Origin of the sequence: Nitrogeniibacter aestuarii (genome assembly GCF_017309585.1) — a bacterium.
In the GTDB taxonomy this organism is placed as follows: Bacteria; Pseudomonadota; Gammaproteobacteria; order Burkholderiales; family Rhodocyclaceae; genus Nitrogeniibacter; species Nitrogeniibacter aestuarii.
The window spans coordinates 3,244,715-3,269,386 of sequence record NZ_CP071321.1 but is presented as its reverse complement, the minus strand read 5'-3'; the positions used below and the strand labels follow the sequence as shown (position 1 = coordinate 3,269,386).

The window sequence follows — 24,672 nt, the reverse complement described above, 5'->3', positions numbered from 1 at the left end:
GACCGCGATGTCGCTGCATTGTTCAGCGCGCGCAGCGTAAAGAAACGCAAAAACCGGTGCATGCAAACCGGGGGAGGGGCTACTCGTCGAGCGCGGCGGTGCTGTCGTCCTTGAGCGCGACGCCGGTCTGGCCGAGCCGGCGCGCCGCGGCGATGAGCCACCAGAGCTTCCGGGCCGCCGACTCGTAGCCCAGTCCTTCTGGCCTGACGTTGGAGATGCAGTTGCGTTCGGCGTCCAGTCGACCGGCACGGGGGGCATGGGTGAGGTAGATCCCGAGGCTGTCGGGGGCACTCAGACCCGGCCGCTCGCCGATGAGCATGGCGACCATCGGAGCGCCCATGGCTTCGCCAATGACATCGCCAAGCGCCACCCGGGCCTGGTGAGCCAGCACGACGGGGCCTAGCGTGGTGCCTGCGGGGCACCGGGCGACGATGGCATCGACAAGCGGTACGGCATGGCGCTCAATCGCCATGGAAGAGAGGCCGTCCCCGATCACGAGCAACAGGTGGCAGGGGCGCGCCAGTTGCTTGAGCCGCTTCTCATCTTCGCTGCCCAGCCTGCGCCCGAGATCGGGCCGCAAAAGATAGGTTTCGCGGTCGCCGGCCTGGCTGCTCACTGCAATGCTGTCGAGCCCCCGCTGCTGCAGTTGTGCGGCCATGGCGGGCATGTCCAGCGGGAGGTGGACGGCATCACGCGCCATGGCGTGACTGAGGCCGAAGCCGAGAACTTCGCGCGTGGGCAGGCTGACGCCGCTGCGACCAAGCGCCAGCCTTGCCGCCGTGTATTGCCGCAGCTCAGCCCAGGCGTCAACGCGCGTCGTGGCGTCTTGTTTACTCGCATGGGGTCGGGGGGGGGTCTTCATGCGGGCAGCAGCTTCATGCGCTGGATCTGGCCGAGCAGGGCAGGCGCTGCCTGAGTTGGCCGAAGGCGCCCGTCCGCGTCCGCGATGCCGATGCGGGTCAGCCATTGGCCAAACTCCGGCGCATGCTTGAGATCCAAAACCTCACGCAGGTACAGCGCATCGTGAAAGGACGTGCTTTGATAGTTGAGCATGATGTCGTCCGCACCCGGCACACCCATGATGAAGTTGACGCCGGCTGCCCCCAGCAAGGTCAACAGGGTGTCCATGTCGTCCTGGTCGGCTTCCGCGTGATTGGTGTAGCAGACGTCGCAGCCCATGGGCACGCCGAGCAGCTTGCCGCAAAAATGATCTTCCAGACCGGCGCGGGTGATCTGCTTGCCGTCGTAGAGGTACTCTGGCCCGATGAAGCCGACGACGGTGTTGGTGAGCAGCGGGTCGAATGCGCGGGCCACGGCGTAGGCGCGCGCTTCGCAGGTTTGCTGGTCGACGCCGTGGTGGGCGTCGGCCGACAGGGCGCTGCCCTGGCCTGTTTCGAAGTACATCACGTTGTCGCCGACGGTGCCGCGCCCCAGGCTCAGCGCGGCCTCCCGCGCTTCGTGGAGCAGGGCGAGGTCGATGCCAAAGCCTGCGTTGGCCCGCTCGGTGCCTGCGATGGACTGAAAGACCAGGTCCACCGGTACGCCTTGCTCGATGAGCTTGAGGGTGTTGGTGACATGGGTGAGCACGCAGCCCTGGGTCGGTACGCCGAGACCGTCAATCACTTCGTCGAGCATGTGGTTGAGTTTGCCGAGCAGGGGCAGGCTGTCGCTGGCCGGGTTGATGCCAATGACCGCATCGCCCGCGCCGTAGAGCAGACCATCGACCATGCTGGCGGCGATGCCGCGCAGATCGTCGGTGGGGTGGTTGGGTTGTAGTCGCACCGCCAGATGGCCGGGCAGGCCGATGGTATTGCGAAAGCGGGTGATCACACGGCATTTGCGTGCCACCACAATCAGGTCCTGATTGCGCATCAGTTTGCTGACGGCGGCGACCATTTCCGGGGTCAGGCCGCGCCGAACAGCATCGAGTTGAGCGGTCTGCGCACAGAGCAGCCAGTCACGGAAGCTGCCCACGTCAAGGTGGGCCACCTGGGCGAATGCCCGGGCGTCGTGCGTATCGATGATGAGTCGGGTGACTTCATCCTGCTCGTAGGGGATCAGCGCCTCATCGAGAAAACGCTGCAAGGGTACTTCGGCTAGACACAGCCGCGCCGCCATGCGCTCGACCGCCGACCCGGCAGCGATTCCGGCCAGTACGTCGCCCGAGCGCAGCGGGCTGGCCTTGGCCAGTACCGTGCGCAGGTCGTCGAATTGCCAGGTGTGCCCGGCAATGGTGTGTCGGTAGGGCATGCGCCATCCTCGTCGATCAGCTCCAAGGGTATGACCCCTTTCTGGACGATAGATTGCAATTGCTTCAGGTTGAAGTTCACCTTGCTGTCGAAAGAACGCGACTCGGGCAAACCGGGTCGTCAGGGGGCGAATGCCAAGCAGTGAAAGTTGGTGGTCTGGTCGAGGAACTAGCCATTTACGCGGCGGGCAAAAGCTCCGAGCAAGCCAATACCTGTCAGCCACATGGCGTAGTCGCTGGGTTCGGGCACTGCGGAGACGAGACGTAAATCGACGGCCCCAATGTAGTAGTAAGTGGTGGATTCGGCCGTGAAGGTGGAGAACGAAAAGCTCATGGAGCTATTGTCGAACGATCTCGGGTCGAATGCCGAGCGCGGTAAGTGCATGTCGTCTTGAAGAGCGTCCGGCATTCCCGCAGGTGATAAATCGGAGAAATAGACCTCAACGTTGAGGTCTTGTGCCGGCTCTGTTGTTAGTTCAGGGCCGGAGAAATCGCTCGCCCAGAAGCTAACTCGGTCGATGGCCCCACCTAGGCTCTGACGATATATCTCATCGTTCGAAAGATACGCCTCATTCGGACCACCAACCCAGGTCCAGCTTTCGGAACCGAGTGTGACACTCATCGAGGTAATTGCATGGGGAAAACTGTGGCCTAGGATTCCCTCTCTGGGAGCCACCGACGCGTTATATCTGAAGGCGACCGTCATCTGTTCACCGATGAAACCGAGTCCGCGATCCGAGGATACAGTGCCGGTATAGATCGCGGCGACCTCGCTAGGTGCGTTGTCGGCGAGTGCTGGCGCACCGAATAGTGCGGTCATCAGGACGAGGCTCGACGGCAGTGGGAGTTTCCGGGTCAGTCGTTGCTGTTGCATGGTTCCAGGCCTTCTCTCTTATTGAATTCGCGCCCAAACGCCGGGCTCGAAGGTAGAGCGTGACGATATAATCGATTGGCATTCTTGTCCATGCGATTCGGATGGTCGTGGCGATCACTGGCTTCGTGGATCCCTCGCGTGAGTCGTCCGTTGCGCGGCCAGCGGCATCAAATGAGATCGATCGGCGCCGGGTGTGGATCGGGTGCGAGAGTCCGGTCTCCTCGGATCCCGGTGAGGAATCTGCTACTCGGTATCGAACCCGAGCAGCCGCTCGTCCATGATCAGCTTCACCGCGTTCTCGGGCACGTCGGCTTCCCATTCCCCCCGACCCCGCTTGAGCCCGGCCAGCACGTCCGCCGCGTCGATGTGCAGCTTGCTGTCGTCCAGCGGTTTGATGGGCAGCAGTTTGCGGTTCTCTTTCAGGTGAGCGAGGAGGAAGCGCAGGTTTTCCGGCACTTCGACGTTGTCCAGGGTGACCTGGTTATCGGTGCCGCGAGGCCGCGAAGGGTAGACATACACATGGGTGTTGTCCGGGAAGAGCTTGCCGAAGGCCTCGAGAATGCCGCCCTCCATGCCTTCGTAGTACTTCTCGTCGAACAGCACCGCAAAGTCGCGTACCGACAGCACGATGCCGATGGGCTTCTGGGTGTAGCGACGCAGGTAGGCGCGCAGGCGGAAGAAGCGCAGGTAGTCGGAGATCATCACCGTGTAGCCCTGCGAGGCGAGCAGATCGATGCGGGCGAGGAAGTCGGCGCCGTCGATGTTGTCGCCGGTCACCAGCGAGTTCATGGTGATTTCGGCCAGCGACACCACGTCTTTTTCATCCACCGCTTCGAGCTGGGCAAACTGGCGCTGCCCGGCGCACATCATGTCGACGTTGACCGAATTGACCGGTTTGAAGGTGCCGCGCATGACCATCACCGGCTTGCGGTAGAACAGCTCGCCCGGCACCACCACCTCGCCATTCGGGTTGAAAATCACCGCGCGGGTCAGCCAGCTGCTGATCAGGTGCAGGTTCATGAGGCGGTTTTCCACCTCTTCGAAGTAGGGGCCGGAGAAGTGGATCACGTCCACCTCGATCCGCTCCGGCTCCAGCCCGTCCGCCAGACTCTCGACCACCCATTCCGGATGCTGGAAGTAGTTGAACAGGCCGTGGATGAGATTCACGCCCAGGATGCCCAGCGCTTCGGACTGCAAGGCATTGTCGTTGTCGAGCATGCGCACATGCATGATCACGTCGCTCGGTTCGGCGCCCGGATGCAGTTGCACCCGCATGCCCACCCAGCCGTGGCACTCGTTCTTCTGCTTGAAGCTGCGCGCGGTCACCGTGGCCGCATAGGCGAAGAAGGTGGTGTTCTTGGGGCGCACGTCGGTGAGGCGCTGCACCACCAGCGAGAACTCCTTGTCGAGCATTTGCAGCAGGCGTGAGCGGCTCACATAGCGGTCAGCGTGACCGTAGATGTCGTCACTCACCGCCATGTCGTAGGCCGACATGGTCTTGGCGATGGTGCCCGCTGCCGCGCCCACCGAGAAAAAGCGCCTCGCCACTTCCTGCCCCGCGCCGATTTCCACGATGGAGCCGTATTTGAGCTTGTCGAGGTTGATGGAAAGGGCTTTCTGATCGGTCGTGAGCTGGGTGTCGCGTTTGCGCATGGTGGGGTCTCGGCGGTGTTGCGGGCGAGGCTTCAGTTTAACCCCGATCGGCGCGCAAACCGCGACCGAATGGGCGTTCCCGTCATTGGTGCAGGTGTTTCGTGTCCCCGATTGATGCCATAATGCCATTGGCATTATTTGCGGAGTAAAAAATGACTTGGGTCTACGATCAATCCGACGGAACCTTGCTGCATGATGGCAAGCCGGTACCGAATGCGGTCGGCTACGCTGGCAAGGGGGCTCACAAGAACCGGCCCGCATCGGAAAATCTCAAGAACCTCGGCCCCATTCCCAAGGGGCAATGGTTGATTGGCGGCTACACCAACAGCAAAGGACCGTTGACCATCACGCTGACACCAAACGCCGGTACCAATACTTTTGGGCGAACTGCATTCCGGATTCACGGGGACAGCATCAAGAACCCGGGCACGGCATCGGAGGGATGCATCATCATGCCTTACAGTGTGCGCACTGCGATCATCAATTCCGGAGACCATGACCTTGAAGTCGTCGAATAAACGGGCGAGACTCGACACAATTGCCCCGAGGCGTCTGGCCGGGTTCGCGCTGACCCTGATGTGTGCGTCGGTCGCGTCGGCGCAAGATGCGGCCACCGCCAACGCGCCACCGTGTTACGGCCCCGACAACTACGCCACGCAGGCGGCACTGACGGCACTCGTGAATTCAAATAACGTGGCCGACGCCACCGACCTCTATCACGACGACACGGTGCCCTATGGCCTGTCCACGACCTTGCTGGATGCAGCGCCCATCGGCCCCATGCCGGGGGCGGGCGGTGAGGGTGTCACCGTGTTCCGCCAGGTGCAGAAGATTCAGGTCGCGACGCGCGACAACACGGTGTTCGAATTGTTGACCATCAGTGAAGTCAGTTCCGTTGAGTGCTCGCTGACTGCGCCCACCGTGGTCCTGATGGTCCCGGGCTACAACGTGCTTTCGGTAGGGGATAGTCTCTTCGCGCCCCGAAAGCCCTGATCGAGTGGTATTGCCAGGGGGCAACCGTTTTGTGCTCTAGTTTGCCGAGTTGGGTGATACAAATCTGACTTGTTCGGTGAAGAGAGCATGGTGCTGCGCGCGGGTTACGTCGGGTATGAGGCGCTTCGAGAGCATCACAACTATCCGGTCGACCCGTTTGGCTTCATGGATGCCCACACTTTTTCAGGATGCCGGTGAAGCGCCTCAGGACGGGGGCAATGGCCTCATCACCTGGTTTCTCAAATGCTCCAACCCCCAAGACCGACTGTTTGTCGATTGCCTTCGCGAGCATCACATACAGGCGTGAGCTGAAACGACATCGGCGCGCGGCGCTGGGCCGACGCGCGCCGATGCGTTGGGGACGACGCGGGATCAGTGGTTCAGGATGATCGAGGCGATGATGCCGGTGGCAACGGCCATGAGCACGTAGTCGCCGCCCACCTGTACCCAGACATGGCCGCGCGGCGGGCGATGCAGATGATGATGACCCCAATCGGTGACGTAGTAGACCCGGTCGCGATAACGCACGTCGATTCGATCACCCCGGTGATAGTGGCGTGCGCCTTCGTAGTAACGACGATCGTAGCGGCGATCGCGTCGGTCATCGTGGCGGTCTCGCCGCTCGTCGCGGTAGTACCCGGTATGTCGATCATCCCGACGGTCGTCGCGACGATCATTGCGGCGTTCACCCCGGTCACGCTTGTCGTAGTGACCCCGGTCGTCACGATGGCTGTGGCCATGCGAATCGCCGCGATCATCGCCCCGGTCGTGTCGCCTGCCATCGGCCAGCACACTGGTGCTTGCCAGCGTCAGGGACAGCAGCAGCGCAGAAGCAAAGCGGGTGTTCATGTCTGACCTCCTTGAGGTGTTGTCATTCTCGGCCATGGGCATCAGCGTCACGGCCGGCCAGTAATTTGTATCACCGGCAAATGCAAACGAACGTCAAGGAGGGGTTACGGATTGTGAGGGGCGGGCTGACTCAGAGGCGTAGTCCCGGTGCGCCGCAGCGCAATCCGAGGGCCGCTGTTGCTTGCGAGGGACATCGGTCCCAGATTCAGGCCGGCGGCCCTGTTCGCGCAAGTCTGGATGGAGCTGTTGTCCGCAAAGAGGATTCAGCTCGGGTCACCCTGCGTGTGATTCCGCTGTCTCAAGAAACCAGAAGCACCGCCGATACTCATGCTTCATAATTCATATTGAGTGAAGTGCGCATGTTTTACATTCTGCCCCGTTCTCTGATGCTCGGCTTGCTCACGCTTCTACTGGTGAGTGGCTGTGCAACAACTCCGAATGTCGTCAAAACACCGGAAAAATTTGCGCATGTGTTGAGAATCGCCGTCGCGAAGCCTGAGCCGACGAAGTACCAGACTGTCGTGAACCGCGCGAACGAACCCGTCATGATCGGCATTCTGCCCGCGTTGCTCGGTTTGACGCCGGGTCCATCGGGACCTCAGTCTCTGGGGATGTCGACGTCAAAGGATCTGAACAAAGACTTTACCGTCTCGCTTGAAAACGCGTTGGCCGGGCGCGGATACGCTGTTAGCGAGTTCAAACCCATCATCAAGCGAGAATCTCGAGCATATGTGAAGGCTGAGGTGATGTATCCGTTTCTTCAAAACGCTCCTGACGACACTGATGCCGTACTGCTCTTGAGGATTCATGCCGGGTATTTCGCCATCGGCAGTGTTTACCCATACAAGCGAGACGTGGTTGTGGATTACGCTCTCTTCGATCGGCTCTCCGGTGACGTGATCGTGTCGGGCTGGCGGCGGTTTGAAGAAACATCGGACGAGTACAGTTTCATGAAGCTTAGCGACCTCAAGAGTCGACGGACGTTCGCGATCGGCGGTCTATACGACGCGGGCATGAGTATGCTCCCTGGCATGCTTGCCGAGATTGACAAGGCGCGCAGTGGGCAATGATTGGCGGTTCAGTCGCCCAGATGCAGGGCGACGAAGTCCCGATACGGCCTCACTCACGTAAAACACTGGCCCTGGAGTCGCGCCTGCGGCTCTCGTTCGGGCTGCCGGACTACTTTGATAAGTTGCGCCAATACACGAGCACATCTCTACCCGGGCTGATTGCCAAGGCATGAATCATCGGGGGATTGCCCGGGACCGCGACGCTTGTATCTGCTTCAGGCGCGTCACAAGCGTAGAAAGCAAAGTGGTCAAGGGAACTGGGCAACCATTCGCGTGAAAATGCAGGCGCCATGAACTGTCCGCCGTTCGCGTGCCGACACGCATCAGGTGAGAACTTTGACTCATTCGGGAGTTTGGCAACGAGCGCACCCTCGTTTGAATCAAGGTCGTGAACTTCGTAGATATCCACGGCTTCCTCGGGTAGCCACGGAGGGATCCATCCATTGGCCGCAGCTGGAGAACCAAGGGCGTCTGCTGCCGTGGGAAAGCTGCTCTCGACGGTTTCCCGGTAACAGCCTGTCAGGATGGTTGCAATAAGCGAGATCAGGCACAGGAAGAGTCTGGGGCTGAGCATCATGAATACCGAAATTTGATGATGTGAGTCTGTTTTGTCGCCGGATGCCGTGTGGCGATATCTGCGAAAAGCTTCATTTGACAGAAATGACGTTTCCGCCGTCTTGTCTTGGCCTCTTCTCCTTGACAGGATATTCGATGGGCTTGTCTGTCGGCGAGGGACGCGGGAGCCGAGCTGGACTGCGTGTATTAGGGAACTGAATGCCGCGCCCTGTACGAGAGGTTAGAATGACGTTTGATTATTTTGTTTTGCGTGAGTTCAGATGTCTCTCAATTTGCTTGTTGCCTTACTTTTTCTTCTCTGTGCCGCGGGTTGCACGACGCCCGTCGAGCACCGTGTTGACGATACGTTCCAGATTCGGGCCGCCAGTTTTGAGCCACTCGCCAACATGGAGAGGGTTGAATCCGAGGCTCTCCAGCGCGAGTTGTATCTTGACTCCGAAAAAATTATCGATGCTCGGCATGTGACTTCAGCTGACGTTGTTTATCTTTCGGAGGGGCAGATAGGACTGAATCTTACGCTGACAGAAGAAGGCGCCAAGCGGATAGCTTTCGCTACTGAGAACAATATCGGGAGGCCATTGGCCATCCTCGTCGACGGGACCGTTGTTTCTGCCCCGATCGTACGAGAGCGTATCGACGGGGGCGGTCTAAGGATTTCCGGTGACTTTACGTTTTCCGAATTGGATGCACTTGCAAAACGAATTGCGCCGAACTAGGTCTTCGGATCCAGATGTACCGTGCCTGTCCAGTGGTGCTACTGGTTGCTGCGATAGAAGGACCACGCTCAGTATTAGTAGCCCCAGTGCCGTGGAATAGCGGCTCCGAGGCGGGTCACCCTAAGAATCCAAGCGTCGGGTCTGCGTCCTTCTCCTTGGGTACGTTCGCGAAAGGGGTATTTGTGGCGAAAGCACTTATTAAAGTCGATGTCAGATCGCCTTCTGTACTGCTTACCCGGCTGCACGATGAGGCCGCGTGGAGAAGGACCTTTGGTGAGATCAATTTTTGTGTCTCAGTTGAGGATGCGAAGAGGAATGTTGGCTACGTAATTTTGCAGTGGACAAGCTTTAAGGCGCTTGAGAGGTTTATCGAGTCGGATGTTGCACGCGCGGCCATGAATGAGTGGCCTGTCCGCGAGATATTCGATGTAACTTTGCTTCGTGACATTGAGACATCTCAGCCCGGATGCAGCGCAGTGGAGTCCTGAAGCGGCGGTGGGTCAGCCGGTGAATCCCGCCGTCGGGCCTGCAGCCCTCGTCCTGGCTACGCAATCAACCGATCCCACGAGCGAAAAACGGCGACCTCCCGGTCGCCGTTTCTCTTTTCTCCCACCTCATCACGGGTGTTCTTGCTGCATTACTTCTTTTTGCGCACCGGCGGTATGTCGGTGCAACTGCCATGCGCCACTTCGGCGGCCATGCCCACCGTCTCACCCAGGGTCGGGTGGGGGTGGATGGTTTTGCCGATGTCGACTGCGTCGGCGCCCATCTCGATGGCCAGGCATACCTCGCCGATCATGTCGCCAGCGCTGGGGCCGACGATGGTGCCGCCGATGACGCGATGCGTTTCGGCGTCGAAGATGAGCTTGGTGAAGCCGTAGTCGGCGCCGTTGGCGATGGCGCGGCCGCTGGCAGCCCAGGGGAACTTGGCGGTGTCCACCTTCTTGCCTTCGGCCTTGGCCTGGGCTTCGGTGTAGCCGACCCAGGCCACTTCCGGATGGGTGTAGGCCACGCCCGGGATCACGGTGGCGTCGAAGGCGCTCTTTTCACCGGCAGCCACTTCGGCGGCCACGTGGGCTTCATGCACGGCCTTGTGGGCGAGCATGGGCTGGCCGACGATGTCGCCGATGGCGAAGATGTGCGGCACGTTGGTGCGCATCTGCGCATCGACCGGGATGAAGCCGCGATCGGAGACGATGACGCCAGCTTTCTCGGCACCGATCTTCTTGCCGTTGGGGCTGCGCCCGGCGGACTGCAGGATCAGGTCGTACTTCTGCGGGCCTTCGGGAGCGGCATCGCCTTCGAACGTGACATACAGACCATCGTCCCTGGCCTCGACCGCGGTGGTCTTGGTCTTGAGCATGATCTTGTCGAAGCGGTGGGCATTCTGCTTCTCCCACACCTTGACCGCGTCGCGATCCGGGCCCTGCATGAGGCCATCCATCATCTCGACCACATCCACCTTGGCACCCAGGCTGGAATAGACCGTGGCCATTTCCAGACCGATGATGCCGCCGCCGATGACGAGCATCTTCTCCGGCACCTGACGCAGTTCCAGCGCGCCAGTGGAGTCGACGATGCGATCGTCGCGGGGGATGAAGGGCAGATGCACGGCCGCCGAACCGGCAGCGATGATGCACTGCTTGAACTTGATCACCTTCTTGGCGCCGGTCTTGTCCTGGGCGGAGCCGGTGGTTTCCTCGACTTCCACATGGTTGGGGTCGAGGAAGTGGCCGTAGCCGCGCACGATGTCGACCTTGCGGCCCTTGGCCATGCCGGCCAGGCCACCGGTGAGTTTGCCGATCACGCCGTCCTTGTGCTTGCGCAGGGCGTCGATGTCCACGCTCGGTTTGGCGAAGCTCACGCCGGCGTGGCTCATGTGTTCGGCTTCGTCCATGACCGCAGCCACGTGCAGCAGGGCCTTGGAAGGAATGCAGCCGACGTTGAGGCACACGCCGCCGAGGGTGGCGTAGCGCTCGACGATGACCGTCTTGAGGCCGAGGTCGGCGGCGCGGAAGGCCGCCGAGTAACCGCCGGGGCCGGCGCCGAGCACGAGCATGTCGCACTCCAGCGTGACTTCTTCGGTCCACGCGCCCGCGGGGGCCGGCGCGGCGCTTCCCTCGCCCTCAGGGAGAGGGACTGAGGGAGAGGGTGGGTTATTGCCAGCGGCTTTGACCCCATCCCCACCCTGGCCCTCCCCTTGAAGGGGAGGGGAATCGGTCGCGGCGCCGGCGGCAGCTTCCACCTTCACCAGCACGGTGCCTTCGGCCACCTTGTCGCCCACGGCGACCAGCACTTCCTTGACCACGCCCGCGTCGGAAGCGGGCACGTCCATGGTGGCCTTGTCGGACTCGAGCGTGCAGATGGCGTCATCCACCTTGATGGTGTCGCCCACGCTCACGAACAGTTCGATGATCGGCACTTCGTCGAAATCGCCGATGTCGGGGACCTTGATTTCAATGATTGAACTCATCTTGGTCCTCCCTTAGAGCATGACCCGACGGAAGTCGGCCAGCATTTGGGCGAGATAGACGTTGAAGCGGGTGGCCAGCGCGCCGTCGATGACGCGGTGGTCGGCCGTCAGCGACAGCGGCAGGATCAGCCTGGGCGCGAACTCCTTGCCGTTCCACACGGGTTTGATCTCGCTCTTGTTCACTCCAAGGATGGCCACTTCCGGCGCATTGACGATCGGCGCGAAGTAGGTGCCGCCGATGCCGCCCAGGGATGAGATGGTGAAGCAGGCGCCGGACATGTCAGCCGGGCCGAGCTTGCCGTCACGGGCCTTCTTGGCCAGCGCACCGGTTTCCTCGGCGATCTCGAATACGCCTTTCTTGTCGCAATCCCGGACCACGGGCACCACCAGACCATTGGGCGTGTCGGCCGCAAAGGCGATGTGGAAGTACTTCTTGTAGATCAGGTTGTCGCCGTCGAGGCTGGTGTTGAACTCGGGGAATTCGGCCAGCGCCTTGGCGCTGGCTTTCATCAGGAAGGCGAGCATGGTGAGCTTCTTGCCCGACTTCTCATTCTCCTTGTTGAGCTGCTTGCGGAAGTCCTCGAGGCTGGTGATGTCGGCATCCTCGTGATAGGTCACGGCCGGGATCATCACCCAGTTACGGGCGAGGTTGGCGCCGGAGATCTTCTTGATGCGCGACAGCGGCTTGGACTCGATCTCGCCGAACTTGGCGAAATCGACCTTCGGCCACGGCAGCAGGTCCAGACCCACGCCGGAACCGCCGGCAGCGGCCTTGCCCGGTGCGCTGCCGGAGCTCATGGCGCCCTTGACGAAACCCTTGACGTCGTCCTTGGTGATGCGGCCTTTCGGGCCGGTGGCTTTCACCTGCGCCAGATCCACGCCCAGCTCGCGGGCAAAGGTGCGCACCGACGGGCTGGCGTGCACCTTGCCGCCCAGCTTCACGGCTGACGGTGCGGCAGCTGCCGCAGGGGCGGCTGCCTTAGCGGGAGCTGCCGCCGGCGCAGGGGTTGCGGCCGGGGCCGGTGCGGGCGTGCTCTCGGCCGCCGGGGCAGGGGCCGCAGCGGCACCCGCGCCGGATTCGACCGTGATCAGCACGGTGCCTTCGGACACGCTGTCACCCACAGCAACCTTCACTTCTTTGACGGTGCCGGCCGCCGAGGAGGGCACGTCCATGGTGGCCTTGTCGGACTCGAGCGTGCAGATGGCGTCATCCACCTTGATGGAGTCGCCCGGCTTCACGAAGAACTCGATGATGGGCACGGCGTCGAAATCGCCGATGTCCGGCACCTTGACTTCAACCGTGCCGCCACCGCTGGCTGCAGCGGGTGCTGGCGCGGCAGCCGGCGCGGGTGCGGCTTCTTCCTTGGCAGGGGCGGGTGCTGCCGCAGCGGCACCGGCGGCCTCGACCAGCACCAGCAGGGTGCCTTCCGAGACGCTGTCGCCGACGGCGACCTTCACTTCCTTGACCACGCCGGCGGCCGGGGAGGGCACGTCCATGGTGGCCTTGTCGGATTCGAGCGTGCAGATGGCGTCGTCCACCGCAATGGTGTCGCCCACGCTCACGAACAGTTCGATGACCGGCACGGCGTCGAAATCGCCGATGTCCGGGACCTTGACTTCGATGAGTTGGCTCATTGGTCTCTCCCTCGGCTCAGACGGTGACGGGGTTGGGCTTGCTCGGGTCGAGCGCGTACTTGGCCATGGCTGCGGCCACTTTCTCGCGTTCAACCTTGCCCTCGTCGGCCAGCGCCTTGAGCGCGGCCAGCGTGACCCAGTAACGGTCCACCTCGAAGAAGTGGCGGAGCTTCTCGCGGGTGTCCGAACGGCCGAAGCCGTCGGTGCCCAGGGTGAAGTAGGTGCCCTTCACGTACGGACGGATCTGCTCGGAGAACATGCGGATGTAGTCGGTGGCGGCGATGGTCGGGCCATCGATGCCGGCGAGCATCTGCTCCACATGCGACTGCTTCTGGTCTTCCATCGGGTGCAGCAGGTTCCAGCGCTCGATGGCGTGACCGTCGCGGGCCAGCTCGTTGAAGCTCGGGCAGCCGAAGATGTCGGACTCGACACCCCAGTCGCTCTTGAGCAGTTCGGCGGCGGCGATCACCTCGCGGAAGATGGTGCCGGAGCCGAGCAGCTTCACGCGCGGTGCGCTGCCGGTCTCGCCCTTACGGAACACGTACATGCCCTTGATGATGTCGGACTCGGCGCCTGCCGGCATGGCCGGGTGCTCGTAGTTTTCGTTCATCACGGTGATGTAGTAGTAGACGTCTTCCTGCTCGGCGAACATGCGACGCATGCCGTCCTGCACGACCACGGCCACTTCGTACTGGAAGGTGGGGTCGTAGCTGATGCAGTTGGGGATCATCTGCGCCATCAGCAGGCTGTGGCCGTCTTCGTGCTGCAGGCCTTCGCCGTTGAGGGTGGTGCGACCGGCGGTGCCCCCGATAAGGAAGCCGCGGGTGCGCTGGTCAGCCGCGGCCCAGCACAGGTCCATGGTCCGCTGCATGCCGAACATGGAATAGAAGATGTAGAACGGAATCATCTGCACGCCGTGCACCGAGTAAGCGGTGCCGGCGGCAATCCAGTCGGCCATGGAGCCGGCTTCGTTGATGCCTTCCTGCAGCACCTGACCGGTTTCCGATTCCTTGTAGAACATGAGCTGGTCATGGTCTTCCGGCACGTACTTCTGGCCTTCCTGGTTCCAGATGCCGTACTGGCGGAACATGCCTTCCATGCCGAAGGTGCGCGACTCGTCGGGCACGATGGGCACGATGTTCGAGCCGATCTGCTTGTCCTTGAGCAGGGTGTTCATGATGCGCACGATGGCCATGGTGGTGGACAGCTCGCGCCCTTCACCCGAGGCCTTGAGCAGTGCGTCGAACTTCTCCAGCGCCGGGACTTCAAGCGGAGCGGCCTTGGTGCGGCGGCTGGGCAGGAAACCGCCCAGCGCCATGCGGCGCTCGCGCATGTACTGGTATTCGGGCGAGTCTTCCGGCAGCTTGAGGTAGGGCAGCTTCTCGATCTGGTCGTCCGGCACCGGCAGGTTGAAGCGGTCGCGGAAGCGGCGGATGGCGTCCGGGTCCATCTTCTTCTGCTGGTGGGAGGTGTTCATGGCTTCGCCGGCTTGGCCCATGCCGAAGCCCTTGATGGTCTTGGCCAGGATCAGGGTCGGGGCGCCCTTGTGATTCACTGCAGCGTTGTAGGCCGCAAAGATCTTGAAGATGTCGTGGCCGCCACGGTTGAGCTGCCACACGTCGTCGTCGGTCCAGTCTTCGACCAGGGCACGCAGTTCGGGCGTGTTGAAGAAGTGCTCGCGCACATAGGCGCCGTCCTTGGCCTTGAAGGTCTGGTACTCGCCGTCGCACAGTTCCATCATGCGCTTCTTGAGGATGCCTTTCTTGTCGCGGGCGAACAGGGCGTCCCAGTGGGTACCCCAGATGAGCTTGATCACATTCCAGCCGGCGCCACGGAATTCGGATTCGAGCTCCTGGATGATCTTGCCGTTGCCACGCACCGGGCCGTCCAGGCGCTGCAGGTTGCAGTTGATGACGAAGATCAGGTTGTCCAGCTTCTCGCGGGCGGCCATGCCGATGGCGCCCAGGGACTCGACCTCGTCGGTCTCGCCGTCCCCCAGGAAGGCCCAGACCTTGCGTTGCTCAGCCTTCTTGGCATCGATCATGCCGCGGCTGGCCATGTACTTCATGAACCGGGCTGAGTAGATCGCGCACAGGGGGCCGAGGCCCATGGACACGGTCGGGAACTGCCAGAAGTCCGGCATCAGCCACGGGTGGGGGTAGGACGAGATGCCCTTGCCGTCCACTTCCTGGCGGAAGTTGTCCATCTGCTCGTCGGTGAGGCGGCCGAGCATGTAGGCACGCGAATAGACGCCCGGCACGGAATGACCCTGGAAGTAGATCAGGTCCCCGTCGTGTTCTTCCGAAGGGGCGTGCCAGAAGTGGGAGAAGCCCACGTCGTACAGCGCGGCGGCCGAGGCAAACGAGGCGATGTGACCGCCCACGTTGGTGTGCTTGTTGGCGCGCACCACCATGGCCATGGCGTTCCAGCGGATGTAGGAGTGCAGACGGATTTCCATGTCTGCATCGCCCGGATAACGGGGCTGCTGTTCTGCCGGAATGGTGTTGATGTACTGCGTGGTGTTGGAGAAGGGGATGTCGATCCCTTCCTCCCGGCCTTGCTCGATGAGTCTTTCGAGCAGGTAGTGAGCGCGGTCAGCGCCCTCGTGTTCGATGACGCCTTCGAGCGCGTCCATCCATTCGCGGGTTTCTTCCGCGTCGGTGTCCGGCTGCAGGCCGACTTTTTGTGTCGTGCTCATGCTTCTCTCTCCTCTCCACATCAAATTGTTTCGATCGCCGCGTTTGTGGGCGGCGATCGGGAGCGGCGTGGGCGCAAGCTTACCCGGCCCAGGACCGTTGTTGCACACTATAAAACGTCATTTCAGAATGCGCAATAAAGAACCAGTGCGTATTTTCCCTAATCCGGCGTTTCGTGTGCCTCCCTGAAGGTTGGTTGGCTTTCGCTCGTCATGGTTCGGTTGTCATGTGTCCGGATGCTTGAAAGCAGCGTCGTTTCTTGATCGTAGACCACGCCGCGCGAAGCAATGGACGCAGGCCGTCAACGCAAAGACCGCCACGAGGGCGGTCTGAGAGCGCGACGACTTGCTGAGAAAAAGACCGGCCAGGGATGAGGGAGGGAGGGAGAAAATCCCCGGCCGGTCGTGAAATGGGCTCAGGTGTGGAGCTCATCGGTTGGCTGCACGCACGAGGTCTTTCGGATAGGCGAAAACCACGCGGCCGTTCTTGACTTCGCCCATGACCGGAATCGAGGTATCGTCGATTGCCTCGTGGTCATCGGCAGAAAAGGGCTTGTCGTAGGTCATCACGACACCTTCGATCCGTTCCTGGAGGTTCTCAAGCGCCTCTCGGATCTTGTCACTATCGGTGTCGCCTGCCTGGCGAATTGCCGCAGCCAGTACCAACATCGAATCATACCCTTGTGCGGCCGCCGGGGGAACTGGAATCCGGTCCGATCCGAACGTTTGTTTGTAGCGGTCCGCGAAGGCTTGCTGTCGGGTCGAAGCCCCTTGCTGTATATAGGTTTGCGGCATGCGCGCACCCTCGGCATTGGGGCCTGCCTGCTCTATGAAATTCGACATAGCGAGGGTCCAGCTTCCGATGAGTGGTACTCGCCATCCGACCGTCGCCATGGCATTGGCGATATGCGCCAGTTCCGGGCCGATACCGTAGGTGAGAATCACCTGCGCGCCGGCGTTGCGCGCGCGCCTGAGCAGGGGGGTCATGTCGACCTCGCGCAGATTGAAGCGCTCGACCACCACCGGGCCCATGCCGCGCTCGGCCAGCGCCTTGATCAGATCCAGCTTGCCCAGCTCGCCGTAGTTGGTGGCGTCGTGGAAGATGGCGATTTTCGTGAAACCGCGGTTGTCCACTGCCTCTTCGACGATCATGCCGGCCTGGATGGTGTCATTGGCCGACATGCGGAATACATAGTTATTGAGATAGCGCGGCGGCTGGAACTGCTTGGTGACGACAGAGCCGGTGGCCACGCTGGTAATGATGGGGACGCGGGCCCGCTGGTAGTGCTGCTGCGAGGCGAGGGCCACGCCCGTGTTGACGATGCCCAGGCCGGCGACAATGCGATCTTCCTCGATGAGCTGCTGTGCCACCTTTGCGCCCAGCTCGTTTCGCGCCTGATCGTCGCGCTCGATGAGTTTGACCGGCCGGCCAAGAATCCCGCCGCTGGCATTGATATCCGCCGCCGCAAGCCGGATACCATTGCGCATGGAGATCCCCATGGGAGACGAGCCTCCGGTGAATGGTCCAGAGACGCCGACCCGAATGGGTTCGGCCGCCCCGGCGGTGGCGGCAAGCCAACAGCACAGCAGCCAGAGCAGGCAGGCGCGCAAGGGTGTCTCCTCTTTTTGGGTCGGCCCAATGTAAGGGGCTGAAGGGTGAGGCAAAATTGGCGAAAACCCTATCGAACGCAGCACCGCAACGCAGCCGGCTGCTAGGGAATCACCCGATGCCAAGCAGGGGCGGGGGCTTGGACAATGCATATGTCCGAAACATCGGACCTTTTTGCAAACGAACGGATTTCTGTGCCCGATGGCAAAAACGACAGCGCGTGTGAGAACGCCCGGCCTGACCAACCGGCTCTACTGGGCGGCCCCCTATGTGGCCGTGGTGCTGTTCGCCGTCACCATGCTGATTCTGGTGCTCATGCTCCAGCGCCAGGAAAACGCTGTCCAGCAGAACGCCATTGCGCGCGACGTGCAATGGGCCGAGCAGACGATGCGGCTGCACATGCAGGGGACGGAAGAGTTTCTGACGCAGATGGCCCGTGATCTGGCCGCCGGGGTGCTCGATCGCGATGATTTTCAGGTGCGCGCCAACCAGCACATTGCCAACAACCCGCAACTGATCAATCTGGTCTGGGTGGGAGAGAACGAAACCGTTCGCTGGAGTGCGCCCTTTGATACGACTGATTGGCTGACCGGCGATCCACTCACCGCGACCCAGAGCGTGCCGTACTTTCGGGCTCGTGACGTGAGCCGGGTGGTGTACGGTGAGGCCTATGTGAATCCGCGAGGCGAGGCGGTGCTCGAGGTCTACATGCCAGTGCGCCATGGCCGGCGCTTTCTGGGCGCCATGGTGGGGGTCTATTCGATCGAGCGCATGGTGCGTTACCTGGTGCCCGACTGGTTCGCCGAAAAGTACCGGATAGCGCTCATCGGGCCGCGAGGTGACCAGCTGGCCGTCAATTCCTCGGTTGATACGCTCGACGAGAACGTGTCTTACGCGATCGCACTTGATCCGCCGGGCAATGGCCTGAATCTGCGCGCCACCGCTTTTCGCGAACTGGGGGACGTGCCGCGCGCGTTGCCAGTTGCGCTGATTGTGGGACTGTCGTTCTTCGTGTTGTGGAGTCTGTGGCTGCTGCGCGGACACACGGTGGGGCGGGTACGGGTCGAGAAGGAGCGCGACCGACTATTCAATCTGTCGCTCGATATTCTCAGCATCTTCAACGCCGATGGCACGTTCCGGCGCTGCAACCCGGCTTTTGAACGTTTGATGGGCTATCCCGCGGCCGGTATGCCGGGGCGCACCCTGCTCGAGTTCGTCCACGAAGAAGACCTGGGTGCCACGGTGGAACAGCTGCGACAACTGGCGTCGGGGCGGCCGGTGAGCTTCGAAAACCGGATGCGCTGCGACAGTGGCGAGTACAAATGGCTGGCGTGGAGCATCAACCCGGTGCCCGAAGAGCGTCTGCTCTATGCCGTGGCGCACGATGTGACCGGCCGCAAGGATACTGAAGAGGCCTTGCGTGCCGAGTCCGCCTTTCGCCGTGCGATGGAAGAGTCGGTGATCACCGGCCTGCGTGCCATCGACATGAGCGGATGCATTACCTACGTCAATCCCGCCTTCTGCCGTCTCGTGGGAAGCAGCGCGGAGGATCTGGTGGGGGTTCAGGCGCCTTTCCCTTACTGGCCGGAAGACAAGCTCGACATCTGCCAGGCCAATCTGGAGATGACACTCAGCGGGCAGGCGCCTCCGACGGGTTTCGAAATGCAGATCGTGCGCAAGAACGGCGAGCGCATCGACACCCGCTTCTATCTGTCGCCCCTGATCGACAGTTCCGGCAAGCAGACCGGCTGGATGGCGTCGGTGACCGACATTACCGAGCCCAAGCGGGTGAGGGCAGCGCTTGAATCAGCCCAGGCGCGATTCGAGGCCGTGCTCGACGGGCTGGATTCGGCGGTGTTCGTGTCTGATCCGCACACGGATGAGGTGCTGTACGCCAACCGTGCGTTCATGGCTCTGCATGGTTTCGACGCGGTCGGGCGCTCTGCGCGCAAGGTGGGCGATCCGCAGCCGGAGCAGGGCGACTACCGGGTCGATCCGCGTCGTCTGAGCCCGGCTGACGTGCCGGTGGAGTTGTTTGACGGTGAATTGCGCCATGCCCTGAGCGGGCGCTGGTACCACGTGCGCGAGCAGGCCACGCGTTGGGTCGATGGCCGGGTGGTGCGCATGGCTATTGCCACCGACATTACCGATCGCCGCCAGATGCAGGCCATGGCACGACAGCAGGAAGAGCGCCTGCAACGCACGGCGCGCCTGGTGACCATGGGGGAGATGGCGTCCACGCTGGCCCATGAACTCAACCAGCCGCTGGCTGCCATCTCGAACTATTCGATGGGCTGCGTGCGGCGTCTGGAGAGTGGCGAGTACAAAGAGGCCGATCTGCTCGCCGCCATGCAGAAAGCCAGCTTCCAGGCCGAGCGCGCGGGCAAGATCATTCGCCGCATCCGCGATTTCGTGCGCAAGGCCGAGCCGCGGCGCTCGGCGGTGCCGCTCGTGGATATCGTCGAGGACGCCGTTGGTTTCGCTGAAATCGACGCCCGCAAATCGGGGGTGGTGATCGAGCGCGATATCAGCAAGTCGCTGCCGCCGGTGTACGCCGACCGCATCATGATCGAGCAGGTGGTGCTCAATCTGGTGAAAAACGCCATCGACGCCATGGGCGATGTACCCGAAGCCGAGCGCCAACTGCGCATCTCGGCTCGCCAGACCGAGGCGGTGGTCGAGATTGCCGTCTCCGATCGAGGGCACGGTATTCATGCTGAAGACGTGGAGCGGCTGTTCACCCCGTTCTACACCACGAAGGCGGAGGGTATGGGCATGGGCCTGAACATCTGTCGCTCCATCATCGAGTTTCATGACGGGCGTTTGTGGATCGAGCCGAACCCGGAAGGTGGTACCGTATTCCGCTTTACCCTGCCCGTGGAGATCGCCAGTGAACGTGACGCCCGCCGTGCCTGATCAGACCGTCTACATCGTTGACGACGACGAAGCTCTGCGCGATTCACTGCTTTGGCTGCTTGAATCGAACAATCGCAAGGTGGCGCAGTTCGATTCCGCCGAGGCCTTTCTGGCAGCGTACCGGCCCGAGATGACCGGTTGCCTCGTGCTGGACGTGCGCATGCCGGGCATGAGCGGGCTTGAACTCTACGAGCGCTTGCGCGAGCGACACGCGACCTTGCCGGTGCTGTTCATTACGGGCCATGGCGATGTGCCCATGGCGGTTTCGGTGCTCAAGAAGGGGGCGGTCGATTTCATCGAGAAGCCGTTTTCGGACACCGACATGCTCAAGCTCATCGACCAGTGTCTGACAACCGAACTCGAGAACCGCGAGCGTCTGCGCCAGGACGCGGCGGTGGCGCGCAGGCTCGACCAGCTGACCGGGCGGGAGATGGAGGTGCTCGAACTGATCATCGCCGGGCGACTCAACAAGCAGATTGCCGATGACCTTGGCATCAGCATCAAGACGGTGGAAGTACACCGGGCGCGCGTGATGGAAAAGATGGAAGCCAATTCACTGGCCGAGCTGGTGCAATCCGTCATGACCTGCGAATCGGCCAGAGGACGTTTTTCGACGCTTTGATGGCAAAACCGACGGGCGCATGGGCGTGCGCGATGTCTCGCACAAGCCTATGATCCTGCGGTAGAATCGCCGGTTTTTTCCAAGGACGAGTTTTCCATGTCCGCACGCATTCTCGACGGTAACGCCTTGTCTGCCGATGTTCGCGCCCAGCTGGCCGAACAGGTCGCCGAAATCAGGAAACGCGGCATCACGCCTTGTCTGGCCGTGATCCTTGTCGGGGACAACCCGGCCTCCGCTGTGTATGTGCGCAACAAGGTGGCCGGTTGCGAGAAAGCGGGCATGCGTTCGCTCAAGTTCGACTACCCGGCCGACACCGCGCCCGAGATCGTGCTCGACAAGATTGCCGAGCTCAATGCCGACGACAGCGTTCACGGCATTCTCGTGCAATTGCCGCTACCGCCGCAGTTCGACGAAAAGGAAATTCTCGAAGCCATCGCCGTGGAAAAGGACGTGGACGGCTTTCACGCCGAAAACGTCGGTCGCCTCTCGCAAGGCCAGCGCGCCTTCTTCCCGTGCACACCGCATGGCGTCATGAAGTTGCTCGAAGCCGGCCAGATTGAAGTGAGCGGCGCCGACGCGGTGGTGATCGGCCGTTCCAACATCGTGGGCAAGCCCATGGCGATGTTGCTGACGCAAGCCGGTGCGACGGTCACCGTGTGCCATTCCAAGACCCGCGATCTGGCCAGTCACACCCGCCGTGCCGACATCCTCATCGTGGCCATCGGCCGTCCGATGTTCGTTACCGGTGACATGATCAAACCCGGTGCGGCCGTTATCGATGTGGGCATGAATCGCATCCCGGCCGGCATGCCCAACGAAGGCAAGCTGTGCGGCGATGTGGAATTCGAGTCCGCCAAAGAGGTGGCTGGTGCCATTACGCCGGTGCCGGGTGGTGTCGGACCGATGACCATCACCATGCTGCTGTCGAACACGCTCGAGTCCGCCGAGCGCCAGGCCTCGCAACAAGGAGTCTGAACGTGGATATCAAGGTTCAGGTCGGCATCATCATGGGTTCCAACTCCGATTGGCCCACCATGCAGGCAGCAGCCCGCATTCTTGAAGACTTCGGGGTCGCCTTCGAGGCCCGTGTGGTATCGGCCCACCGCACGCCCGATCTCATGTTCGAATACGCCGAAACCGCGCGTGAGCGCGGACTCAAGGCCATCATTGCCGGTGCCGGCGGCGCGGCCCATCTGCCAGGCATGGTCGCGGCCAAGACCACCTTGCCCGTGCTGGGCGTGCCGGTGCAGTCGCGCGCGCTGTCCGGTCAGGACTCCTTGCTCTCGATCGTGCAGATGCCCAAGGGCGTGCCCGTGGCCACCTTCGCCATTGGTGAGGCCGGTGCAGCTAACGCCGCCTTGTTCGCCGTGTCCCTGCTGGCCAATGAAGACGCCGATCTGGCTGAAAAACTGGTCGCCTTCCGCCAGCAACAGACCGACACCGTTCTGGCCATGAACCTGCCCCCCGTCGAACGGAACTGAAGCCATGAACCCGATCGCCGATTCCATCCTGCCGCCGGCCACCCTCGGCATGCTTGGCGGCGGTCAGCTGGGCCGCTTCTTTGTCCATGCCGCCCACGAAATGGGCTACAAGGTCTGGGTGCTTGATCCGGATCCGAACAGCCCGGCAGGCCAGGTGGCCGAGCGTCACCTGCTGGCGGATTACGAAGATTTCGCTGCCCTGGACCAGATGGCCGAGGTCTGTGCGGCGGTCACCACCGAATTCGAGAACGTGCCGGCCGCGACACTTGAGTACCTGGCCAAGTTCGTGCCGGTGCGCCCGGGCGCGTCCGCCGTGGCCGTGTGCCAGAACCGGATTGCCGAGAAGAGCTTCCTGGCGGACAACGGCTTGCCGCATGGTCCGTTCATCGCCGTGAAAACAGCGGATGACCTCAAAGTCGTCCCGGCCGACATGTTCCCCGCAATTCTCAAGGTGGCCCGTTTCGGTTACGACGGCAAGGGGCAGGCCACGGTCTACGATGAACACGAAGCCGTTCAGGCCTGGCAGGGTTTCGGTGCCGAGCCGTGCATGCTCGAAAAGCGCCTGCCGCTCGATTGCGAAGTCTCGGTGGTGCTCTCGCGCGAAGTCAACGGAGCTGTCAAGGTCTTCCCTGTGGCGGAAAACCAGCATCGAAAAGGCATTCTCGACGTGTCGATCACGCCGGCGCGAGTCAGTGATGCACTCGCCGAAAAGGCTCGTCAGGTCGCGGACACCGTCGCCACGCGCCTCGGCTACGTGGGTACGCTGGCGGTCGAATTCTTCGTCAGCGGTGGTCAGCTGTACGTGAATGAAATGGCACCGCGGCCACACAACAGCGGCCATGCCACCATTGACGCCAGTATCGCCGACCAATACATGCAACAAGTGCGCGCCCTGTGTGCCTTGCCGCTGGCAGACCCGTCTGCGCACAGCGCTGCGGTCATGGTGAATCTGCTCGGTGATCTGTGGTATCTGCAGGACAGCGAGCGCTCACACGAACCCGACTGGTCGGTGCTGTACGCCATCCCCAATCTGCGTCTTCACCTCTACGGCAAGCACCACGCCCGGCCCGGGCGCAAGATGGGGCATTTCACGGTGATCGACTCATCCGTCGAACACGCGCTCAAGGTTGCGATGGCGGCTCGGCAGGCGATCGGCATCACTGATGACTGAGCTCGCTCGACAACTGGAAAACGCCGTCGAGGCATTGAGGCGAGGCGAGCTGGTCGGCATGCCGACCGAAACTGTTTACGGGCTTGCCGCCGACGCAAGAAATCCCGAAGCCGTCCTGAAAATCTTCGCCGCCAAGGGGCGACCATCAGATCATCCGCTGATTGTGCACATTGCCTCTGCAAATCTAGTCGAGGATTGGGCAAGCGATGTACCCCCTGTTGCGAAACGCCTCGCCAAAGCTTTCTGGCCTGGACCGTTGACCCTGATCCTGAAGCGACTGCCGAGCGTGCCCGATGAAGTAACAGGCGGGCAGGACACTGTCGGTCTGAGAGTACCTTCTCATCCGATCGCGCTGGCCCTATTGAAAGCATTCGGTGGTGGAGTTGCCGCGCCATCTGCGAACCGGTTCGGTCGCATTAGTCCGACACGGGCGGCGCATGTCTCCGAAGAATTGGGCGAACACGTGGCTGTCGTTCTCGACGGTGGTGAGTGTGAAGTAGGTATCGAGTCGACCATTATTGACGTCTCAAGAGGCGCGCCTGTGCTGCTCCGCCCGGGCCGAATCACCAAGGAAGAAGTAGCTCGCGTGGCAGGCGAGGTGGTGCTGGAGTCCAACGAGATGACTGCCGGGGCGCCGCGTGCCAGCGGCACTCTCGCGTCGCACTATGCGCCGGTAACGCCCGTGTCCTTGGTAAGCGCGATTGAGCTCTTCAAAGCGGTTACTCAGGCGCGATCAAGTGGCGAAAATTTCGCCGTACTTGCCCGCACGCTGATCGACGACGCCCCGCCGCCAGGGTCGGTTTGGCGCATGGCGCCAAGCGATCCGGCGGCCTACGCACATCGCTTGTACGCCAGTCTTCGCTGGCTAGACCAGTGTGGTACTGCGAAAATCTTCATCGAAGTGCCTCCACCTCACGCAGAGTGGAGGGCCGTTAACGATCGCCTGAGCCGAGCAGCAGTCTTCACGGGTTGAGTTCGCAGGCAGCAATAATGTCTCCGTGGGCTCCGGCGACCGGGATCAATCCAACCAAACGTAGTCATGTGTGGCAAAATATCGCGCTTAAGAAACTACTGTTATGCCTTGGCCTTCG

The 24,672-nt window shown here is 61.9% G+C and carries 19 protein-coding genes; 10 read left to right on the top strand and 9 right to left on the bottom strand.

The annotated features are described in order from the left end of the window. Positions 1–79 precede the first annotated feature (79 nt). The 4 genes from eutC to J0W34_RS15205 all read right to left on the bottom strand — a co-directional run bounded on the left by eutC (position 80) and on the right by J0W34_RS15205 (position 4,775). On the bottom strand, positions 80–862 hold the full coding sequence (gene eutC, locus J0W34_RS15220; RefSeq protein WP_230969346.1) for an ethanolamine ammonia-lyase subunit EutC: 783 nt from the start codon (positions 860–862) through the stop codon (positions 80–82). Next, on the bottom strand, positions 859–2,250 hold the full coding sequence (locus J0W34_RS15215; RefSeq protein WP_230969345.1) for an ethanolamine ammonia-lyase subunit EutB: 1,392 nt from the start codon (positions 2,248–2,250) through the stop codon (positions 859–861). The genes eutC and J0W34_RS15215 overlap by 4 nt, the downstream gene beginning before the upstream one ends. 167 nt (positions 2,251–2,417) lie before the next feature. Further along, positions 2,418–3,122: a PEP-CTERM sorting domain-containing protein gene (locus tag J0W34_RS15210; protein WP_230969344.1), complete on the bottom strand. Its 705-nt coding sequence runs from the start codon at positions 3,120–3,122 to the stop codon at positions 2,418–2,420. 243 nt (positions 3,123–3,365) lie between these two features. Beyond that, positions 3,366–4,775, bottom strand: coding sequence for a TonB-dependent receptor (locus J0W34_RS15205; protein ID WP_230969343.1), 1,410 nt, complete (start codon positions 4,773–4,775; stop codon positions 3,366–3,368). A gap of 152 nt (positions 4,776–4,927) precedes the next feature. Between J0W34_RS15205 and J0W34_RS15200 the strand changes: the two genes are divergently transcribed. Together J0W34_RS15200 and J0W34_RS15195 are read left to right on the top strand one after the other, a co-directional pair. Next, on the top strand, positions 4,928–5,293 hold the full coding sequence (locus J0W34_RS15200; RefSeq protein WP_230969342.1) for a tlde1 domain-containing protein: 366 nt from the start codon (positions 4,928–4,930) through the stop codon (positions 5,291–5,293). Next, a complete protein-coding gene (locus J0W34_RS15195; RefSeq protein WP_227817575.1) occupies positions 5,277–5,768 on the top strand; it encodes a hypothetical protein in 492 nt (163 codons plus the stop codon). Before J0W34_RS15200 ends, J0W34_RS15195 begins: the two co-directional genes overlap by 17 nt. A gap of 372 nt (positions 5,769–6,140) precedes the next feature. On the opposite strand, the gene J0W34_RS15190 is transcribed toward J0W34_RS15195, so the two are convergent. Then, positions 6,141–6,617 carry an RcnB family protein gene (locus tag J0W34_RS15190; RefSeq protein ID WP_230969341.1) on the bottom strand — a complete coding sequence of 159 codons (477 nt, stop codon included), beginning with the start codon at positions 6,615–6,617 and terminating at the stop codon, positions 6,141–6,143. A 359-nt stretch (positions 6,618–6,976) separates the two neighbouring features. Here J0W34_RS15190 and J0W34_RS15185 point away from each other — a divergent pair, with 359 nt between their 5' ends. Both J0W34_RS15185 and J0W34_RS15180 read left to right on the top strand, forming a co-directional pair. After that, positions 6,977–7,687 carry a hypothetical protein gene (locus J0W34_RS15185; protein ID WP_230969340.1) on the top strand — a complete coding sequence of 237 codons (711 nt, stop codon included), beginning with the start codon at positions 6,977–6,979 and terminating at the stop codon, positions 7,685–7,687. An 836-nt stretch (positions 7,688–8,523) separates the two neighbouring features. Further along, positions 8,524–8,979 (top strand): SecDF P1 head subdomain-containing protein, encoded by a 456-nt coding sequence (locus J0W34_RS15180; protein WP_230969339.1) that lies wholly within the window; start codon positions 8,524–8,526, stop codon positions 8,977–8,979. A 637-nt stretch (positions 8,980–9,616) separates the two neighbouring features. Here the strand turns inward: J0W34_RS15180 and lpdA are convergent. From lpdA to J0W34_RS15160, 4 genes are all read right to left on the bottom strand, one after another. After that, positions 9,617–11,452 (bottom strand): dihydrolipoyl dehydrogenase, encoded by a 1,836-nt coding sequence (gene lpdA / locus J0W34_RS15175; RefSeq protein ID WP_230969338.1) that lies wholly within the window; start codon positions 11,450–11,452, stop codon positions 9,617–9,619. 12 nt (positions 11,453–11,464) lie between these two features. Continuing rightward, positions 11,465–13,087, bottom strand: coding sequence for a dihydrolipoyllysine-residue acetyltransferase (aceF, locus tag J0W34_RS15170; RefSeq protein WP_230969337.1), 1,623 nt, complete (start codon positions 13,085–13,087; stop codon positions 11,465–11,467). A 16-nt stretch (positions 13,088–13,103) separates the two neighbouring features. Continuing rightward, positions 13,104–15,785, bottom strand: coding sequence for a pyruvate dehydrogenase (acetyl-transferring), homodimeric type (gene aceE, locus J0W34_RS15165; protein ID WP_230969336.1), 2,682 nt, complete (start codon positions 15,783–15,785; stop codon positions 13,104–13,106). A 426-nt stretch (positions 15,786–16,211) separates the two neighbouring features. After that, the gene (locus tag J0W34_RS15160) at positions 16,212–17,393 is read right to left on the bottom strand and encodes an ABC transporter substrate-binding protein (RefSeq protein ID WP_230969335.1); all 1,182 of its coding nucleotides are present in this window, start codon (positions 17,391–17,393) and stop codon (positions 16,212–16,214) included. Between the two features lie 199 nt (positions 17,394–17,592). Between J0W34_RS15160 and J0W34_RS15155 the strand changes: the two genes are divergently transcribed. From J0W34_RS15155 to J0W34_RS15130, 6 genes are all read left to right on the top strand, one after another. Further along, on the top strand, positions 17,593–20,307 hold the full coding sequence (locus J0W34_RS15155) for a PAS domain-containing sensor histidine kinase (RefSeq protein ID WP_227818034.1): 2,715 nt from the start codon (positions 17,593–17,595) through the stop codon (positions 20,305–20,307). Next, entirely contained in the window at positions 20,282–20,929 is a 648-nt protein-coding gene (locus J0W34_RS15150; RefSeq protein WP_227818033.1) for a response regulator transcription factor, read from the top strand. The genes J0W34_RS15155 and J0W34_RS15150 overlap by 26 nt, the downstream gene beginning before the upstream one ends. A gap of 96 nt (positions 20,930–21,025) precedes the next feature. Next, positions 21,026–21,904 carry a bifunctional methylenetetrahydrofolate dehydrogenase/methenyltetrahydrofolate cyclohydrolase FolD gene (gene folD, locus J0W34_RS15145; RefSeq protein WP_227818032.1) on the top strand — a complete coding sequence of 293 codons (879 nt, stop codon included), beginning with the start codon at positions 21,026–21,028 and terminating at the stop codon, positions 21,902–21,904. 2 nt (positions 21,905–21,906) lie between these two features. Next, positions 21,907–22,410: a 5-(carboxyamino)imidazole ribonucleotide mutase gene (purE, locus tag J0W34_RS15140; protein WP_407941101.1), complete on the top strand. Its 504-nt coding sequence runs from the start codon at positions 21,907–21,909 to the stop codon at positions 22,408–22,410. 4 nt (positions 22,411–22,414) lie between these two features. Continuing rightward, positions 22,415–23,581: a 5-(carboxyamino)imidazole ribonucleotide synthase gene (locus J0W34_RS15135; protein WP_230969334.1), complete on the top strand. Its 1,167-nt coding sequence runs from the start codon at positions 22,415–22,417 to the stop codon at positions 23,579–23,581. Beyond that, on the top strand, positions 23,574–24,554 hold the full coding sequence (locus J0W34_RS15130) for an L-threonylcarbamoyladenylate synthase (RefSeq protein WP_230969333.1): 981 nt from the start codon (positions 23,574–23,576) through the stop codon (positions 24,552–24,554). Before J0W34_RS15135 ends, J0W34_RS15130 begins: the two co-directional genes overlap by 8 nt. Positions 24,555–24,672: the final 118 nt, after the last annotated feature.

Coding starts and splice junctions, on each gene's coding strand:
- eutC (WP_230969346.1), bottom strand. CDS start 862: ATGAAGACCCCCCCCCGACCCCATGCGAGTAAACAAGACGCCACGACG.
- J0W34_RS15215 (WP_230969345.1), bottom strand. CDS start 2,250: ATGCCCTACCGACACACCATTGCCGGGCACACCTGGCAATTCGACGAC.
- J0W34_RS15210 (WP_230969344.1), bottom strand. CDS start 3,122: ATGCAACAGCAACGACTGACCCGGAAACTCCCACTGCCGTCGAGCCTC.
- J0W34_RS15205 (WP_230969343.1), bottom strand. CDS start 4,775: ATGCGCAAACGCGACACCCAGCTCACGACCGATCAGAAAGCCCTTTCC.
- J0W34_RS15200 (WP_230969342.1), top strand. CDS start 4,928: ATGACTTGGGTCTACGATCAATCCGACGGAACCTTGCTGCATGATGGC.
- J0W34_RS15190 (WP_230969341.1), bottom strand. CDS start 6,617: ATGAACACCCGCTTTGCTTCTGCGCTGCTGCTGTCCCTGACGCTGGCA.
- J0W34_RS15185 (WP_230969340.1), top strand. CDS start 6,977: ATGTTTTACATTCTGCCCCGTTCTCTGATGCTCGGCTTGCTCACGCTT.
- J0W34_RS15180 (WP_230969339.1), top strand. CDS start 8,524: ATGTCTCTCAATTTGCTTGTTGCCTTACTTTTTCTTCTCTGTGCCGCG.
- lpdA (WP_230969338.1), bottom strand. CDS start 11,452: ATGAGTTCAATCATTGAAATCAAGGTCCCCGACATCGGCGATTTCGAC.
- aceF (WP_230969337.1), bottom strand. CDS start 13,087: ATGAGCCAACTCATCGAAGTCAAGGTCCCGGACATCGGCGATTTCGAC.
- aceE (WP_230969336.1), bottom strand. CDS start 15,785: ATGAGCACGACACAAAAAGTCGGCCTGCAGCCGGACACCGACGCGGAA.
- J0W34_RS15155 (WP_227818034.1), top strand. CDS start 17,593: ATGGCAAAAACGACAGCGCGTGTGAGAACGCCCGGCCTGACCAACCGG.
- folD (WP_227818032.1), top strand. CDS start 21,026: ATGTCCGCACGCATTCTCGACGGTAACGCCTTGTCTGCCGATGTTCGC.
- J0W34_RS15135 (WP_230969334.1), top strand. CDS start 22,415: ATGAACCCGATCGCCGATTCCATCCTGCCGCCGGCCACCCTCGGCATG.
- J0W34_RS15130 (WP_230969333.1), top strand. CDS start 23,574: ATGACTGAGCTCGCTCGACAACTGGAAAACGCCGTCGAGGCATTGAGG.